The sequence below is a fragment of the Planctopirus hydrillae genome (assembly GCF_001707835.1).
In the GTDB taxonomy this organism is placed as follows: Bacteria; Planctomycetota; Planctomycetia; order Planctomycetales; family Planctomycetaceae; genus Planctopirus; species Planctopirus hydrillae.
This window is the reverse complement of the sequence record NZ_LYDR01000152.1, coordinates 137,596-154,539: the sequence shown is the minus strand read 5'-3', so window position 1 is coordinate 154,539 and position 16,944 is coordinate 137,596. Positions and strand designations below refer to the sequence as shown.

12 protein-coding genes and 1 pseudogene are annotated in these 16,944 nt (G+C 52.2%); 7 read left to right on the top strand and 6 right to left on the bottom strand.

Annotated features, from left to right (window positions below):
• Positions 1-295: 295 nt before the first annotated feature.
• Together A6X21_RS19660 and A6X21_RS23860 are read left to right on the top strand one after the other, a co-directional pair.
• Positions 296-910: a hypothetical protein gene (locus A6X21_RS19660; RefSeq protein WP_068851564.1), complete on the top strand. Its 615-nt coding sequence runs from the start codon at positions 296-298 to the stop codon at positions 908-910.
• A 781-nt stretch (positions 911-1,691) separates the two neighbouring features.
• Positions 1,692-3,527: an RDD family protein gene (locus A6X21_RS23860; protein ID WP_083233755.1), complete on the top strand. Its 1,836-nt coding sequence runs from the start codon at positions 1,692-1,694 to the stop codon at positions 3,525-3,527.
• Positions 3,528-3,584: 57 nt separating this feature from the next.
• Here A6X21_RS23860 and A6X21_RS25280 read toward each other — a convergent pair.
• Together A6X21_RS25280 and A6X21_RS19650 are read right to left on the bottom strand one after the other, a co-directional pair.
• A pseudogene (locus tag A6X21_RS25280) lies at positions 3,585-3,769 on the bottom strand (transposase); the annotation flags it as partial.
• A gap of 1,774 nt (positions 3,770-5,543) precedes the next feature.
• Positions 5,544-6,182 (bottom strand): methylated-DNA--[protein]-cysteine S-methyltransferase, encoded by a 639-nt coding sequence (locus tag A6X21_RS19650; protein ID WP_110766494.1) that lies wholly within the window; start codon positions 6,180-6,182, stop codon positions 5,544-5,546.
• A gap of 421 nt (positions 6,183-6,603) precedes the next feature.
• Here A6X21_RS19650 and A6X21_RS19640 point away from each other — a divergent pair, with 421 nt between their 5' ends.
• From A6X21_RS19640 to A6X21_RS19630, 3 genes are all read left to right on the top strand, one after another.
• Positions 6,604-7,560 (top strand): DUF1559 domain-containing protein, encoded by a 957-nt coding sequence (locus A6X21_RS19640; RefSeq protein ID WP_068852278.1) that lies wholly within the window; start codon positions 6,604-6,606, stop codon positions 7,558-7,560.
• Positions 7,561-7,741: 181 nt separating this feature from the next.
• Positions 7,742-8,116, top strand: coding sequence for a peptidase associated/transthyretin-like domain-containing protein (locus A6X21_RS19635; protein WP_131818455.1), 375 nt, complete (start codon positions 7,742-7,744; stop codon positions 8,114-8,116).
• 72 nt (positions 8,117-8,188) lie between these two features.
• Positions 8,189-9,163 (top strand): DUF1559 domain-containing protein, encoded by a 975-nt coding sequence (locus tag A6X21_RS19630; protein WP_068851552.1) that lies wholly within the window; start codon positions 8,189-8,191, stop codon positions 9,161-9,163.
• Positions 9,164-9,940: 777 nt separating this feature from the next.
• Here A6X21_RS19630 and A6X21_RS19625 read toward each other — a convergent pair.
• Both A6X21_RS19625 and A6X21_RS19620 read right to left on the bottom strand, forming a co-directional pair.
• Entirely contained in the window at positions 9,941-11,284 is a 1,344-nt protein-coding gene (locus A6X21_RS19625; RefSeq protein ID WP_068851550.1) for a DUF1552 domain-containing protein, read from the bottom strand.
• 49 nt (positions 11,285-11,333) lie between these two features.
• On the bottom strand, positions 11,334-12,209 hold the full coding sequence (locus tag A6X21_RS19620; RefSeq protein WP_131818454.1) for a hypothetical protein: 876 nt from the start codon (positions 12,207-12,209) through the stop codon (positions 11,334-11,336).
• A gap of 449 nt (positions 12,210-12,658) precedes the next feature.
• On the opposite strand from A6X21_RS19620, the gene A6X21_RS19610 reads away from it, so the two are divergent.
• Together A6X21_RS19610 and lpxB are read left to right on the top strand one after the other, a co-directional pair.
• Positions 12,659-12,898 (top strand): hypothetical protein, encoded by a 240-nt coding sequence (locus A6X21_RS19610; RefSeq protein WP_131818453.1) that lies wholly within the window; start codon positions 12,659-12,661, stop codon positions 12,896-12,898.
• Positions 12,899-13,094: 196 nt separating this feature from the next.
• Complete coding sequence (gene lpxB, locus A6X21_RS19605; RefSeq protein ID WP_068851539.1) at positions 13,095-14,270, top strand: lipid-A-disaccharide synthase; 1,176 nt, start codon at positions 13,095-13,097, stop codon at positions 14,268-14,270.
• A gap of 50 nt (positions 14,271-14,320) precedes the next feature.
• Here lpxB and A6X21_RS24105 read toward each other — a convergent pair.
• Positions 14,321-15,465, bottom strand: a protein-coding gene (locus tag A6X21_RS24105) for an IS630 family transposase (protein WP_110766493.1) whose coding sequence is annotated in 2 segments (ribosomal slippage) — positions 14,321-15,024 and positions 15,024-15,465 — 1,146 coding nt in all. Because the reading frame shifts where the segments join, the coding sequence is not laid out codon by codon here.
• A gap of 521 nt (positions 15,466-15,986) precedes the next feature.
• On the bottom strand, positions 15,987-16,913 hold the full coding sequence (locus A6X21_RS19590; protein ID WP_131818452.1) for a hypothetical protein: 927 nt from the start codon (positions 16,911-16,913) through the stop codon (positions 15,987-15,989).
• Between the last annotated feature and the right edge of the window lie 31 nt (positions 16,914-16,944).

Below are 16,944 nucleotides of genomic sequence, written 5' to 3'. Positions count from 1 at the left end.
ATTTGCCGGGGGAGGTAGTGATGATGAAGCTCACGCCACCAACGAGCCGGAAGCCTTAACAACGAGCCGGAAGCGTGAGCGACGGACACTCGATAGACCAACGAGCCGGAAGCGTCAGCGACGGACACACACCTTAACAACGAGCCGGAAGCGTCAGCGACGGACACTCAAAAGAGATCAAAGCCCCCCATCGACCAGCCCCCACCCGCCGATTGGATACGCTCCAAACTTAAACTCAATCCAAGAATCTGGCTGGAGGCTGATGGGTGTGAGAGACTGATGGGCATAAGCCCGCATGAAAGATCTTGAAAAACCCCAATCAGGCATGATGGAAGCTGGCGGAGTTGGAAAACGTGACAGGGAGTTGCCGATGAGCCAATCAATTGGGAAAGCTTCAAGCCACACACCTCCCTTGCGAGACAACTCGCGAACTTCAATGGGCTTTTGCTTCGATGCACTTATTGATGCCAATAGACAAAGACTTTTGCTGCGCCTGTTGAGGTTAGTGGTCTGTGCCCTCCTTGTGATGATGTTTTCGGCCCCGGGTTGCAGCGACAGCCCCAAGAGATCCCACACTGAAACCACAAAGCAGACGACCCGCGAAAGATTGCTCAATCACGGATTCTGCGACGAGATGATCCAAATCATCGGAGATGAGATCGTTCGCGACAACCATCACTGCAGACCGTCAGAAGAGGTGACCCAACAGATATCCAAATATCTTAAGAAAGAAATCTTAAAGGAGGATGGTTTCGAAATGGATCCCCCGCTTCAGATCTCCAACGAGACATTCGTCGTTGTGTACCGGGGTTCAAGAGGCGGAGCCTTCCACGAAGTCTGCCTGTTGCTAAAGTACGATGGGGAGTCGAATTGCTCCGTTCTGAGTTCATGCATCCGCTGGATTGAATAGACCAATCCAAAGAGAATTACGCTCCTCGCCAGGGCGGCACTGCAGGCTCGATATCTCAACGAGCCGGAAGCGTCAGCGACGGAAACTCGATATACCAACGAGCCGGAAGCGTCAGCGACGGACACTCAAAAGAGATCTAACGAACCTCATCGACCAGCCCCCGTCCGCCGATTGGATACGCCAGCGTGCCACTGCTGGCTCGTCCAGCAGTGCTCTTTTCAATCGCCCAAAGACTCACTCATAGCCATTTTGTTCTCGCCTTTGCAGCAATCTTCTCAATACCCTTGATCAAGGAAGTCCCAACTCTTAACCAGTAAACACACAATCCCAAACCAAAGCGATCGATGCCCTGAATCATGTCCCCTGAAAACCACTGCTGGACAAGCCAGTAGCACCAACCCGCCGATTGTGACCTTCCATACATTTCGTCGATCAACAACTGTCGAACAGATAAAAAGCCTTTCGTCGGGCTGTTTTACCCGAAACGTTGCTCGGCAAATCTGGCCTCGCTGAACCTATCGAACTCGCCAGCAATCCGCCGGAGCATCCTCGTCTTCCTCAAATTCCTCTCAATATGCTGGCAAGCTCAATTCATCCATCACCCTCCGTGATAACACCCATGTGAAAACTTCAAGAAGGTCTCCGTGATCTCCATTGAACAGGATATCACGACTCATCATCTTGCTCAGAGACTCGTTCAGAAACAATTCAAACTCACCATCGATTCAAAAAACTACCTCCACTCAAAATTGACACTCAGTTTCCAAGGTGCATTTATCTCATGGCTTCATTCTCAGATGCGAACAAATACAATAAGAACAGCCTCTTGCGGATATCATCCGCTGCAATTACCTGTGCATATATAACTGCCGTCAGTGCCTTTCTTCTGTTTCCATTCTGGCTGACTTATACCAACTTTGGCGAAGGCTTGCTTCTGTGGCGTGAATACCACCCCGCCATCAGCACTCGATGGAGTGAAGGTATATCACTCGGCGCAACTGACTATATACTCCACAAGAACGGCTTACTCTCTAAACGGGCAAGCGTGCACACATTCTACGCTGTAACTTCCCGGGAATTGACAAACCAATGCGTGAGACAGCCCACAGCAACCCTGTTGAACACTGACCGACTCGTCGATCTCGTCGGAGACTCATCATCCTTACATGTTATATCACCTTCTTGTTACCACGTATTACATTATACAACGAATGGCATTGTGAGTACTTCAAGTGAAGAGCTTTGCGAACAAGGCAATCCTCTCAATGCTCTGCCAGATCGATGGCTATGTGTAAACGGTGTGCTCCTTTGTACAAGAGCGACATTTGACCCCGGATATGATGGTTCATCTTACAGTTCCATCCTCTTATTCGCGAGAAATGGTGAAACAGGAAGCCGTTGCTGGTTCAGCAGGGGACCAAAGATAAAGGATGCTCGAAAGTGGCTCACGAGGGAAAAGACAATTGCGACGACCGACGAGAAGGGGCAGGTCTGGCGAACCTTCGAATCAAAGCATATTATGTCGGCCATTGAAAAGAGTAGCAACCTGCACATAGTCATCGAGTACGAAGGTGGGGTATGGCATCGACGCCTTCCCGAGGGGGTTTCATTGATTCTTACGCGTGGTATTGACCAACGATCACCAGAAGAGAAAAGAAATGATCCTCTATCAAGTCAGATTCCTTGGAATGAAGTACGGTCATGCGAAAAAACCGTGGATCTTTTGGAATTCTCAATTCAAGGCGACGAATGCCGCCTGTTTGTCCACGATCGGCACAATGCCCGTGTGCTTCTCTATAGGAATAGAAATGACAAGTGGAGTACTTCTCCAGTCACCTTCACCTATAGTGAACTGAGATTTCGAGGAGATAATTCCATCGGTGTCGCCACCGAACAAGATGGAAAGGTATCGACTATCATCACGCGGGATTCATGGGGAGATCTCTGGCTGACACATGTAGTCGATGGAGTCAAGAGCGATGCGGTTAAAATTGAACGCTTGTCGAATCAGCCACTCGTCGCGATGCTTTTTGCGATGCCAGCGAAGGCATTGGTTACCGTCATCGCTATGCTGGTGTTCTACGCCTGGGGCGTCAACTTCTTAGTTTCAAGAGGATGTCACACCACACTGCGTCTTGCGAACACTACGGTAACCTTAGCCTCGATTCACTCACGCGTTGCGGCGGGAGTTGTCGATTTTGTGATTATTTGTCTTCCATTGTTTATACTTAGCATTTATTGTTTCGTAACAGCGGATATACATACGGCACTCGACAGATTGCAGGAGAATTCGCACGTTTGGATTCTCAATCAGTTCCTATGGATGTTTTTTTATTCCGGGGTTTACTTGTCTTCGGCAATAATGTTGTTGATTGTCGTTGAAGGTAAGTATGGGTGGACGCCAGGCAAGCATCTCTTCGGACTTGTGACGCTTTCCACAACACTCAGACCTTGCGGGTTCATACTGTCGCTTGTACGAACAGCGGCATTGCCAATCGACGCCTTGGGCTTCGGCGCGGTTTGTATTCTAACTATGGCTTCAAATGAAAAGTGTCAAAGGGTGGGTGATCTGATCTCAGGTGTGGTTGTTGTAAGAAGGTGTTTTGGGAGAAAGTGACGGTCTTCCAAATTAGATGCGGCCCAACGTGTCGGTATGCATAGGCATTAGAGCCTTTTATAAACTTTTCTGGATGATTTGTGCGTTATATTTGAGCAATAGTGACATCATGGCGACCCAGTGCCAGCCTGCTAATTTTTTATTCCCAGTCGTTCATGATCACTGGTCAATCGGCGTGAGCGTCCCAGCCAGGGAAATATCCGTTCGACAATCCATCGACGAGGCAGCAATACAAGACCTTTCTTCGCCGGGGTGCCATTGCTGGCTCGTCCAGCAGTGCTCCTTTCAATCCCCCAAAGACTCACTCATAGCCATTTTGTTCTCGCCTTTGCACCAATCTTCTCAATACCCTTGACCAAGGAAGTACTCAACTCTTAGCAGTGAACACACAATCCCACACCAAACCGATCGATGCCCTGAATCATGTTCCCTGGATGCCACTGCTGGACAAGCAAGAATTGCCACCCCCGCCGCAAATCATCGAGACAAGTCCTTGACAGGTACTAGCTGTCTGTATTCCACCGCATTGTATCCGATGCATAGGTACAGGACGGGTAGCCACCATCAGCTTGGTATCTCAGGGTGAACTCAATAGACGATGTTGTATAATACCATTTACCGTCTCCGTACAGGGGCGGAGCGATTTTCGCCATGTAACGCGGTGAGAGAAGTTCAAGTGTGGTAGGGTATTCTCCTTGCTCCGCTCGCCACTCCTCAATTGCAATAATTAAGCTCTCTGCGTACTTTCTTGTCTGAACGGCATTCGGATGTGACGTATCAAAGAAGGGAGAGTAACGGCCAGATCTCATTAAAGCATGGGCGTGCAATCCAAGATACCCTATGCAAAAAGCAACCAAGAGTATACCACATAAAATCGATGGGGAACTAATTCTTAAAAGATTTTCTTTCTGCATACATTTCCCCTCGATCGATTCTACCACATAACGATTTCACACCATGACAAGCCAAGTAGGGTGAGTAAAGGCTATGCGTAACCCACCATGGTCCTTCGCAATCTTGTAGTCGATTGGGCATGCCAAACACTTCACGTCAATCCAACGTTTTCGTTTGAGACTGTTGGGTATGAGAATCAGGCGGGCATCAGCCTGCACTACATGACTGACTTGCGCCAATCTGCTAAGGTCATAATGACACCGTTTAAGCACTCAAAATAGGAGTCATTTTGTACACCCAACCAACAGGTAAAATAGACAGAATGTGATTGATATTAACATATGCACTAATGAGAAACAGCGACGACGGTGGTTATATCCTTTTAGGCCGTTCGTTTGTCCGCCAATTATGAATACTTTACGGTAAGCTAACGATACCCCGCAAATAAGGAATGCGAGATGCCCCAACCCTGCCGGCAACAAAATCGCTGGACACCAACGAGGTGTTAGTTGCCATCCATAATCGGCTGCCAATGCTATCAGTAATCCGCAATTTACAACAAGTCCTACACCCCAGAATTCCAGGAGACCAGTTCGATTTAGATGGTCGTGTGCTTCGTCGGTAATCATTGTGAACCAAGCATGACAAACATTTTGAATGGTCCCAGCAATCCTTGCTTACCCGAACGTTGAATTCAAAAGAGTCAACAGTTCAATAGTGACAAAGCTCTTTCTCTTCGGCAGTCTTCTTGAAAAGGATCTGTGGTCAGCCGTATCGGTTGACAGGAGAGTAGGTTCTGAGGAGTGGAGCGGTCCAAAGGAACCATCGCTAATCACGGCTCGAAAACCGCTGCTGGCTTGCCAGCAGTGCTCCCCTCACAAACGCCCGGCATCCAATAATTCGTGCCCCCACGTTCACAACAACCTCTCTGAACCTTCGTGCTCTTCGTGTACTTCGTGTTAGCTCAGTATTCTCACTTTTAGAACAGCCATGCGATAAACCGCAGCGCTCACATTCGACACCCTCGACACCCCAGAAGTCACCCGCAGATCCCGCGAGCTGTCATTTTCCTCATGCTTTTCGAAAGCTAGCCACTCTCCAGCATCCGCCAGACAAGGGGCATTAATCAACCAGCACCCGTTCCAATTGGAGCAGTGCTGCCTTACGCTCGATTCCCCAGCGGAAGCCAGTCAGTTGTCCATCACTGCCAATCACCCGATGGCAGGGGATAACGATTGCCAGCGGATTGGCCCCGCAGGCATTGGCCACAGCGCGGACAGCCGCAGGCTTGCCAATGCTCCTCGCCAGTTGAGCATAGGTGCGAGTTTCCCCATAAGGAATCTGCCTTAATGCCCCCCACACCTCCTGCTGAAACGGCGTTCCCTGCACATCGATCGGGAGGTTCCAGTCTCGCAACTTTCCAGCGAGGTAATCGAGAATCTGCTGAGTCCAGTGGAAGAGTTCACTCGCTGAAGAGCCAGACATTCGAGCACCAGGTGGCAGGCCTTTCTTTCCGAATCTGCGGGAAAAATCCTGAGCCAGGCTCTCCTCGTCACCGCTCATCGCAACATACAAAAGTCCGCGAGCATGACCTGCGACCATCAATAATCCGAACTCGGTCGGAGTGATCGTATAAGGAATCATCTCCCCGGAGACGCCGCTCGCACTGCAGGCCCTATCTTGAATCTCTGACGGCAAAATTCCCGATGACGGCTGGCTTTCCATTGTCCGCAATTTGCGAGCCGGAGTTTTTACGACCATCGAACGTTTCCTCGATCCATGTTTGGAAAAGCCAGAGCATTACACGGGGCGTGCAAAGCTTCTTGGATCATACACCGCTGGAGTTCATCAGAGACAGACCCGAGCCGTAAATCGGATCGAACATCTCGGCGGAACGTCGCCCGGTCATGCTCAGCGTGGCGAGTGGACTCGCAAGGGAGCCACCCGGCGGCCCTGTTTCCCGAAAATCAACGAAACACCTTCGTTTGCCGAATCAGCTCATGATTCGAGATCCCTGCCCTACATCTGACAAGCGACTGATGAGACAGCAGCACCATGATTTGTTCACAAAAGTTTATGTTACGGAAACTTTATGGAGCGTTAATACAATTTTTATATCGGTGTTTATTCTTAGCAGCACTCTTTGTTTGTTCTGAAATTCAAATTCTCAGGAGTGCCTCAGTTGACCAGAAATCAACACAAAAACCGTTCAGCAGGCTTCACACTCATCGAACTGCTGGTGGTGATCGCCATTATTGCGATTCTCATTGCCCTCCTTTTGCCCGCTGTTCAGCAGGCACGAGAAGCGGCCCGTCGGACGGCTTGCCGGAACAACATGAAGAACCTGGCCCTGGCCATGCACAACTACCATGACCAGCATGGGACCTTCGTCTTCGCCTTCGACTCGCTCGAAGGAAGCTGGTCGAGCCAGATTCTGCCACAAATCGACCAGGCTCCGCTGTTTAGCACGATCATCCGCGCCGAAGGAAACCCGGGGAACTGGAACACTAGCAGCCCTGCCAATAACGCTGCTGGCGGAGCCTCAATTCCCGTCATGTTCTGCCCCAGCACCGCCATGTCACCCCAACTGACCAATGAGAGTATCCCCAATCGCGGCGTGGCGAGCTACGGAGTTTGCGGCGGCGGTAATGTCTTCACAGATAACGCCAGCGAACTCGCCTCATTGCCTGTCCCGGCAGGTGCTAAAGCCCTCTCGGATAACAATCTCGACGGGATCTTCTGGGGATGCAGCTCCGTCCGTATCCGCGATGTGATCGACGGTACCTCTAACACCGTCATGCTCGGCGAGTTCTACACGAATATGAACGGCCGGGATGGTCAGGCGTTCGATCACTGGATTATCTGCGTCCCTCAATCCGGCAACTGGTCTCCTTCGAGCACTACTGGCGGCACTGAATTCAGTGAATGTATCGGTGGAACCGGCTCCAAGATCAACGGCTGGCTCGACCTGACAGTTCCCGGTCAATTCGCCGAAGCCGGCTTTGGCAGCTATCACACCGGCGGAGCCTTCTTCGCAATGGCCGATGGCTCTGTCAAATTCATCTCCGAAAACATCGACCTCACCACATACCGGGCCCTCGGCTCACGAGCTGGCAGCGAAACTGTTGGCGAATACTAGTACTGGTCAATTGTTTGCATCGTCCTTGTGTTCGCTATCTGGCCAGACTTCACACATCAACATCAAGGTTCAATTGATGCACGCGAGATTCTTCAGATCCCTGCTCGTTCCCGGCTCCCTGTGTTTATATATCCTGAGTTTCGCAGCAGGCTGCGCGAACGATGTTTCCGGTAATTATCAGATGTTTGAGTGGGCACCGGTCACAGGCCGCGTGACTCTCGATGGCACACCGCTCCCCAACGCCATGGTCACGTTCTCGGAAGCAGGCTATAGCAGCTCCTGGGGCATTACCGATAGCGACGGTCGATATGAACTGACCTTTGACCAGAAGCAGAATGGGGCTGCCATCGGGAAGAAATCGGTCGTGATTCGTACCGTCTTCAGTCCACCCGAAATCTCCGGGTACACCCCTCCTCCTGTCGTTGAAGGTGCACCGGAACCCGTCGAAAAACTACTCCCCATCTACCATAACAAAACGACATTAACTGCGAATGTCGTGGCGGGTCCAAATGAAATCAACTTCGAACTCTATTCAACTCCACAAGGGCAGTATTAATTAAACGCCCTTGAGCGACTTCGAAAAGCTCGCGCTCTATTAGCCTTCTCCTCAATTCTTACTAGGAACGAAATGGTCATTCGTAAATCCGAACGTACCGTCCAACCTGCCAGAAACGGCTTTACACTCATCGAATTGCTTGTTGTGATTGCGATTATCGCGATCCTCATTGCCCTCTTGCTACCCGCTGTGCAGCAGGCACGAGAGGCCGCTCGCAGAACCGCTTGCCGCAATAATCTGAAGAACCTCGCTTTGGCGATGCATAACTATCACGACAACTCGAATACATTTGTCTTTGCCTGGGATACTCTGGAAGGAAGCTGGACAAATCAGATCCTCCCTCAGATTGAACAGACGGCTCTATTCAACACGATTATTCGAGCCGAAGGTGATCCCGGTAACTGGAACAACGCCAACTGTGTGGCGAACAGGGCGGCTTCCGGTGCCAATATCCCTATCTTCCGCTGCCCCAGTATGGCGGTCGCCAGCAATATCGATGATCAATCGATCCCGGGTCGCGGGGTTCTGAGCTACGGTGTCTGCTCGGGCAGCAACGTCTATGCCGATCAGGATTCCGAGTTAACAACGGTTGGCGCGCCCACAGGTGCCGTCTCTCACGAAAATGCTTCTGCGCCGGACGGGATGTTCTTCGGAGTCAGTTCTGTGCGCATGCGCGATGTCATTGATGGAACATCGAACACCATCATGGTTGGTGAGTTCTATACCAATCCTTCAGCAGGACGGAACGGTGTTGCTTTTGATCACTGGATTATCTCCATCCCTCAGTCCGGTGGTTGGGCTCCCGGCAACACCAGTGGAGCTGAATTTTCAGAATGCACAGGGTCGGCTGCTGTCAAAATCAACGCAGCTCTCGACCTGACAGTTCGTGGCGAAGCTGCTCAGATCGGATTTGGAAGCTGGCACACAGGTGGTGCGTTCTTTGCCATGGGAGATGGTTCAGTGAAGTTCATTTCCGAAAACATCGACATCACCACCTACCGCGCTCTCGGTTCACGAGGTGGTCGCGAAACAGTGGGCGAATACTAATTCGCCTTCCACGAAAAACGAACGCCCCGTTTGTGCCATGCTTGCAGCACTGGGCTGTCTATCACACGCAACTTTGCATGCATATGAATCTGCGGTCTGGCAGGGGACTCTATGGCTTAATATGGGGGTGGCTTAATACGGGGTTGGCCTAATACCGGGGTGCCTGGGGTCAAACGTCTTCGTTTGCCCCCAGTTCATGAGGCTTTGATCGTCCCTAGTGAGGACTTTGCTCCTTCTCCCGTTCTGACGGGAGAAGGCCGGGATGAGGGGAACTCGCACGTATTGAGCGAGCGATCAAGCCACGACTTCATCGCAGCGTGCTCTTGATCTCCGGCGACCTGTTGACAATTGGCGCTCCTGTGGAGGCCTCGGTGATTGCTGCACATTAACTCGGTGATTGTTGCACATTAATTAGAGAAGACTCTCACCCTGCCCTCTCTCACGATGACGCGGGCGAGGGTTCCCGAAGGCATGCGCATGTCGCGGCTTCTTGTTGTCGTGAAAACTCACGACAACCTCCTGTAGGCAAGTTGGGCACGAGTTGGCCGGGCCACCCTTGGGTGGCAGTTGTGTGCCATGCTTGCTGTGTGTCATAGACAGCCGCTCTAGGGCAGAGCATGTCTTAGAAACCAACCACGGGCAGTGATCTTCAGGGAATCGTGTAAGATCGATGATTCCAGCAATCGAATCTTGATTGCCAGAGCTCTTGCAGCCGGTTGGTGAGCATGGTGCTGATCAACGGGCTGTTTTGCTCTCTGGAAGTGAGTGGCCTGGGCGTTATACCAGTCCCGTCAGCGTACCGGTGGCATCCGAAAAGCGGTCAGATTCCACACCCATTTTCTGGGCCAGCGAAAGCAGCACGTTCGATAACGGAGGATGCTTATCAGGATCAAACGCCAGATGCTGTCCATGCTTAAGACCCAGCTTCCTGCCACCAGCGACCAGGAGTGGCAAGTTCTTCGGTGAATGCTCGCCCCCTTTGCCCGAATTCATCCCGCTGCCATAAACGATGATCGTTTGATCCAGCATGTGGCTGTCGGCCTCAGTCGTCGATTTGAGCAGATTCATAAAGCGGTCGAGCTTCGACAAATGAAAGCGGTCAATCTGCCCCAGTTTGGCCAGCATCCCGGCATCGCCGCCATGATGGGAATACTCGTGATGATTCTCACCGCCCCCGCCAAATCCACCCGCTTCGCGCGACCATTCAAACGTGATGACGCGCGTCGTATCCGTCAGAAAGGCCAGATAAGCCAGTTCCAGCATCACATCAATCCACATCGGGCGATCATGGGCATTGCCAGGTTGGCTCCCCAGTTGCAGATTCGTGGGAGGGACTTCTGGCTTGGGTCGATCAATCCACGCTTCCATCCGGCTGAGCTGCTCTTCCGTCGTGCGGATACTCGTGAAATACTCATCGAGTTTCTGTCGATCACGCTTCCCGAGTGTTTTTTCCAGCCGCTTCGCATCCTCACGAACGCTGTCGAGAATCGATTTCTTCTCGGCCAGACGACGTAACGTCGCCGTTTTATCGGCCGCACTTTCGGGAACAAACAGTCGCTCGAACAATCGTTGCGGCGAGTTCTCAGCAGGTAGTGGCGTCCCATTGACATCAAAAGAAAGTGTATGGCTATGCCCTGCACTCCCCGTACCTGATTGATCGCTGAGCTGCAAAGATCCGTAGCGTGTGTGCCGCCCATGCAGATCCGCCACGATCTGATCCACCGACACGCTATTCGTATAATCGGCACCCGGGACCGCTTGCAGATTGGCCCCGGTCAGCCACGTATCGGCTCCACTATGCCCACCTTGCGAAGCCGGATGTCCCAGCCCCGACAGGACAGTGAAATCATCCCGATGAGGCTCCAGTACCTGGAGAGTCTTCGATAACTGATACTCTTTCCCCGTCGTTTCGGGCACCCATTCGAGGATATTCACACCATTGGGAATGTAGCAGCAGATCATCCGTGGCTGTGGGCCATGCGAGCGATTCCACGGCTTGAACTGCGAAGGAGCTCCCCACGTTCGAGGGAGCATGGCGTCCAGAAGTGGCAGCGCCAGCATGGCTCCCGCTCCCCGCAACAGATGCCGACGGGATAACAGTCGTGTTGAGGATGTCTGCATAGCCTGGCTCCGTTCTGATAAACCACTGATCGATCAAACCACTGATCGATCACAGCATCGCGAGTTTCATAATGCGTCCGGAGGGGAATCCCACAATCACCGCATCCCCCATCGCTGTCACCTGTAGACGATGCAATGGTTCAGGCAATCCCAGGAGATAAACCAGGTCTCCCGCTTTGCTCAGGCACGCCAGATGTTGCTCCAGCGTCGCTGAGTAAATGCGATGTTGATGAAAACTCTGGCCGACATGGCTGGCTGTGCCGTCGAGCATCAAAGTTCCCGCCGAAGAACCGTCATTGCCGAACATCTGCAGGCCGTGCATGTAACCAGCCAGCAGAATCGACTCGCCATTCCCGGTCACTGCCAATCCCCCCACTGTCGACCAGAGCGATTCGGACCACAGGATCTGCCCATCCAGGCGGATTTTGGAAATCAACCCATACTCGGCCGCACCAATCAATGCAGTTTCCGTTCCCAGAAACGCCAAATGTTTGAGGGGTCTGGGCGTTTGAAAAGTCGCGTGTTTTTTATTCCCCAGCGTATAAATCGCATTCATGCCATCGGTCAGCGAAACGGCAACATGTTCACCATAAGGGGCAAGTGCAGTGGCGAGAATGCTGTCAGGAAGTTGCCTCGTCCACTGGAACGAGAGCTTCCGATTCATAAGAGACAGCGAACTCGGCCCGGAGACAGCCGCAATCGTGGCCCCATTATCAGCAAAAGCCACTTCCCTGGCGACTTGCCCCAAGCGGGTCAGTGCTCGCACCCGCCCTTCGATATCGATCAGATAAATCCCGCCCGAATGATCACTGGCCACAACTTCGCCAGTCTCACGAGCCAGCTTCAAATCTGCGAGTGGAGCATCGGTGGTAAACGACCAGAGACAGACAGGGAGTCGCCCCTGTCCTTCCTGCAACCAGTTCATGTTCTCCTGAGTCACAATGGCGATCCACAGGGCCAATCGGGAAGTTCTGTCTCATCAATCAGATATTGTTGATCAGATGACCCGTCGTTTCCAGTTGAAAGAAACATCCCACACTTTTTCCATGAAATAAGAGCGATATCTGTGCCATGCTTGCAGCTCTGGGCAAGCATGTTTTCGCAACCCACAACGAGCCATTATTTTCTGGGAAACATCTCACAATGAAATTCCACAATCCTGAGAGTCCCTCCGCCCTCCTGCAGAATGTGCCGAACAACAATCGCAGTGTTTACCTGAAAGTCGTCCTATTCGTTAAAGTCCAACATTTCATCTGGCGGAATTGTCGTCTCACTGTCGATCTCCACCGAAAACACCTCCATCTGTCGTCACTGAGCCATATGAGGCCCTGGTCGTAAATGATGGATTATTGGCCTCCAACAGAAGGTAAGACGATGGAACAGACATCTGCTCCGATGTTCGTTCTTTCAACCGACGGCGAGCTTCATGGCGTCGATACGGAAGGAAATCGCGAACTTGTCCGCCGGATTTACGCCTGCGTTCAAGCCTGTGAAGGGATTTCCACCGACGAGCTGGAAATGGGTGTCATTGCCGAAATGAAGCGACTTCTGGGGCAGGTCGTTCCCCTGCTTCAAAATCGCTCAGCCGCAGCAGCCGAACGCGAAGCGGCCTGAAGTTCGTCTCGATCGCTCAGGCTCAATTTCAACGGCCGGCAAAACCTCGCCTTGACCGCAAACGCCATCCATCGGACGATCTGTAGCAACACAGATCTCGAGCGGATGGCGAGATTGTTTACCAGGCCTCCTAAGCTTTGGCATTTGCAGCTTTTGTCACTGGTGAATGACGACCGGGCAGTCAGGGACGATCAATATGCATATTTTCTTTTCCGTGGGCGAACCCAGTGGCGATCAGCATGCCGCTCATTTGATTCGCGCGCTCCAGCATCGTGATCCTGGCCTGAAAGTCAGTGGATTGGGCGGCCCAGCCATGGAAGTCGCTGGTTGTGAAGTGATCTACCCTCTCACCAATCTCGCGGTGATGGGGATCTTCCGGGTCCTCCCACTCCTGACGACCTTCTACAAAGTCTTCCGCCAGGCACGAGCCCACCTGCAACAGCATCGCCCCGATGCCGTCGTGCTCATCGATTTTCCCGGCTTCAACTGGCACATTGCCAAAGCGGCCAAAGCGTTAGGGATTCCCGTCTACTACTTCATGCCTCCCCAGATGTGGGCGTGGGGTGGCTGGCGAATTCACAAACTCAAACGCACCGTCGATCACGTGATTTCAGGTTTACAGTTCGAGACCGAATGGTACGCCCAGCGAAATGTTCCCGTGACCAACGTGGGACACCCCTTCTTCGATGAGATTGTCCACCATCCACTGGATCAATCCTTTGTACGAGAATGGAAACCACAGGCCGGTCGCGTGGTCGCGTTGCTCCCCGGCTCGCGTGGCCATGAAGTCACCCATAACTGGCCGCGCATGCTCGAAGCCGCCCGCCTGCTCCAGGAGCGTTTTGACGATCTCACTTTTTACGTGGCCAATTACAAAGAGAAGCAGCGCCAATGGTGCAGTGAAGAATTCGTTCGCACAGGCGGGGGATTGCGCATGAACTTTTTCGTGGGCCGCACTCCCGAGATCATCGATATTGCGGATTGTGCCCTGGTTGTCTCAGGTTCCGTCGCGCTCGAACTTCTCGCCCGTCGCACTCCTTACGCCACGTTCTACTCCTGCAGTAAGCTGACACACTGGATTGGCCGTCAAATCATTCACATTCCGCACTTTTCACTCCCGAACCTGATGGCCAACCGCCGCATCTTCCCGGAACTGCTCTTTGTGGGAGAGGCCCCGGAAGCCGGCCGGCAGATGGCTGATGCGATTTCTCCCTGGCTGGCCGATCCTCAGCAGATGACCCTGAAGCTGGAAGAACTCGACGCCTTGAGGCGAGATGTTGTTCAGGCAGGAGCTTTAACTCGCACTGCCGATCTGATTCTCCGGCTCACCACAGATCGAGCCCGGCCCGAACCCCTTTCATCCGCAGCATGATGAATGAAGATCACGCATTAATGAATCAACTCGTAGTAGTTGGTCTATCGCTAAATGTCCTGTATGGGATAGAGGGCCTTGAGTTTGACTCGGGCGTCGGTGGTTGTAAATTGCCAGTTGGCGCCGAGTCTCTGGGCGTTGCGGGTCTGTTGCCAGGCTGCGATCTCGGCCTCCATCGTCGCAGTGCTCTCAAAGCGGCGGCCAATGCATTGCCGGGTCAGAACACTCAGTTCCATTTCGGCCATGTTCAGCCAACTTCCGTTGCGAGGAGTGTAGACGATGCGGAGTCGCTGTGTCAGCCGATGAGCGGTTTCAGCAGCGAAAGTGGCGTACAGGCTGGTGATCTCATGCGTATTGAGATTATCACAGACCAGAGTCACGAGTTTTGCCTCGGGATAATCGACCTCCAGTAACTGTTTGACTTCCGCAGCCCAGTCCTGACGTTTGCGACTGTCACGGCTGCTGACGCGACGCCAGCCGTCAATCGGATTGAAAAACATGAACAGCGCCCGCACATCTTTCCGTTCGTAATGATGGTCTTCACGACGGGGCTGCCCGGGTGACATTGGCAATGCGGGTTCCACATCACTGAGGACTTGCTTGGACGCTTCATCCATGCAGATCAGCGGGTGTGTTTTGCTGAATGATTCGTGGTAGACATCAAGGAGTTGTTCCATGTGGGCCACGAAGCGGGCTCGGTCTTTTTCCGGGATGCAGAAGCGTTTCGTCTGCCACGGTTTCAGGCGATTTTTTTCAGTGTCTTCCGCACGGTCTCACGGCAGACACTCGTCACCACTTTCAACCGACACATTTCATCGACCAATAATTGCAATGTCCAACGCTGATGCCCTTCGGGCGGAGTACTGCAACTGAGGGTGACGAGCTGCGCTTCCGCCTTTCCATCCAGAACTTTCTGCCGACCCGCATCGCTCCGGCGTTTGCGATTCAAAGCAGAGGCCCCCTCGCGCACGAACTGTTGTCGAATTCGTTTGACCTGTTTCTCGGTGAGGCCCACCAGTTCGGCAATTTGCCAGTCGGGTCGGCGACCGTCGCCATGGTCCGAGTCTGACAACAGCAGAATTCGCGCCCGGCGAGCCTGCGCGGCACTCACATTCTGCGAACGCGAGATCCGCTCCAGCTCTTCACGCTGCGCGGCACTCAAATAAACAATGAGCTTGCGTACCCGATCCGCCATCCGATTCCTCCATGAAATTCCAACACACCGACTCCTCTTGAGCCAGTCGAACAGAAACACTACCACTTAACGGACAATTACCGATAGGCGAAACAGTAGGGTCCGCTGTGCGGACCATCTTCCGCTTACGACCAGCAATAACTTTCTTTCTCTTCAATCGGTAATGAGGCTTGTTCCCGTCGTTTACCCAGGCTCTCCGGGTTGCATTCAAAAAGGTTCCTGACAAGGTGGCCCAAAAGTGGCTGTGCACGTCTGGGTGACGACAGGCACAAGAAACGACCCTCACAAGGCATCGTCGTACACAATACTCAGTGTGGCCCCGGTTGAAATCCCAATTTCTACCTGAGCAGCCAAGCCACACGAGGGTACTGGCAGAGTTGCATCTGAGATCTTCAGGGACTCATACTGCAGTGCTTAAGGCAGGCAAACCTTTTTTGCCTCCGGCACACAGGTAGCCCGCATACGATCAACCTGCGACACACTCCGAAAAAGTGACATGCCAGTCGACAGCCTATCTATCCTTACCTACCATCACCAGTGGTTAGCAACATTTCTGCCGCAATTCTCTGAAACTCGGCACTTCCAGTTTTATTGATGACAATCTTACGGGCAGCAGCAACCACTTCATCGGAAATCTCGTTACCCCTACGAAACGCAGCTGTAGACAATTTCCTTACAATCTCGTCGTTCTTTTCATTTGCAAACTCTCTGATTGCCAGCTGCCTAATCGCCCACAGGCTGCGGTCGCTGATATCATCACGAGTGCTTGCTGCATCCAAGACACCAAAAAGTGACTCCCAGATCATAATTTTTCTCTCAGGCAGTGCATGATCTTCATCGTAGCCAGCAAGAATGCAGTTTACACCCTCATCATATACACCACCTTCATGAACCACTCCCCATAAAGATGCATACCTCAATATTGTTTGGCATGTCTCGGCCGAAGAATCGCGACAACGAAGAAGCCTTGACCATTCCCGGAGTGTATTATGCTTTGATATTCGCGACACGCCAAGAACCATGATTGAGGGGGAAATATGACGGCCACCTCTTAGTTGATTGAACAGCCAGTCTTCAAGTTCATAGGACTCGTCAGACGAACATAGATATTTCCCGGCCGTTATAACCAGCCAAGCCACCATAGCAGGTGACTCTCTCTCGACGTCTGCTCTTTCAAGAAGCATTTTCCAAGGAACCTTGTCGGCAGGTGTGTGTACTCCTAATTCAACAACAGCATCAATCATTGATACTGGTGAACCTCCTTGCTTATTAACATCTGCGATAATCTCATCTTGACCGCGAGAGCGGTCTTTTATCACGCTAAAGCGATTGTACTCCTGAAACACAATTTTATAGGAACTTTCCCTTGGATGGTCACGCGGTATATCTCTGGCGCAAGCAAATGGAGACGCAAAGAAACCTACAGCCAGGAAAGCTAACACATTCACACTCTTCCACCCTGGTAGATTGTGCGCTACG

What these genes read in the sequence shown, in the direction of transcription:
- A6X21_RS19635 (WP_131818455.1), top strand. Translation starts at nt 7,742, where the DNA reads ATGTTTGAGTGGGCACCGGTCACAGGCCGCGTGACTCTCGATGGCACA.
- A6X21_RS19650 (WP_110766494.1), bottom strand. Translation starts at nt 6,182, where the DNA reads ATGGTCGTAAAAACTCCGGCTCGCAAATTGCGGACAATGGAAAGCCAG.
- A6X21_RS19610 (WP_131818453.1), top strand. Translation starts at nt 12,659, where the DNA reads ATGGAACAGACATCTGCTCCGATGTTCGTTCTTTCAACCGACGGCGAG.
- A6X21_RS19625 (WP_068851550.1), bottom strand. Translation starts at nt 11,284, where the DNA reads ATGCAGACATCCTCAACACGACTGTTATCCCGTCGGCATCTGTTGCGG.
- A6X21_RS19660 (WP_068851564.1), top strand. Translation starts at nt 296, where the DNA reads ATGAAAGATCTTGAAAAACCCCAATCAGGCATGATGGAAGCTGGCGGA.
- A6X21_RS23860 (WP_083233755.1), top strand. Translation starts at nt 1,692, where the DNA reads ATGGCTTCATTCTCAGATGCGAACAAATACAATAAGAACAGCCTCTTG.
- lpxB (WP_068851539.1), top strand. Translation starts at nt 13,095, where the DNA reads ATGCATATTTTCTTTTCCGTGGGCGAACCCAGTGGCGATCAGCATGCC.
- A6X21_RS19620 (WP_131818454.1), bottom strand. Translation starts at nt 12,209, where the DNA reads ATGAACTGGTTGCAGGAAGGACAGGGGCGACTCCCTGTCTGTCTCTGG.
- A6X21_RS19630 (WP_068851552.1), top strand. Translation starts at nt 8,189, where the DNA reads ATGGTCATTCGTAAATCCGAACGTACCGTCCAACCTGCCAGAAACGGC.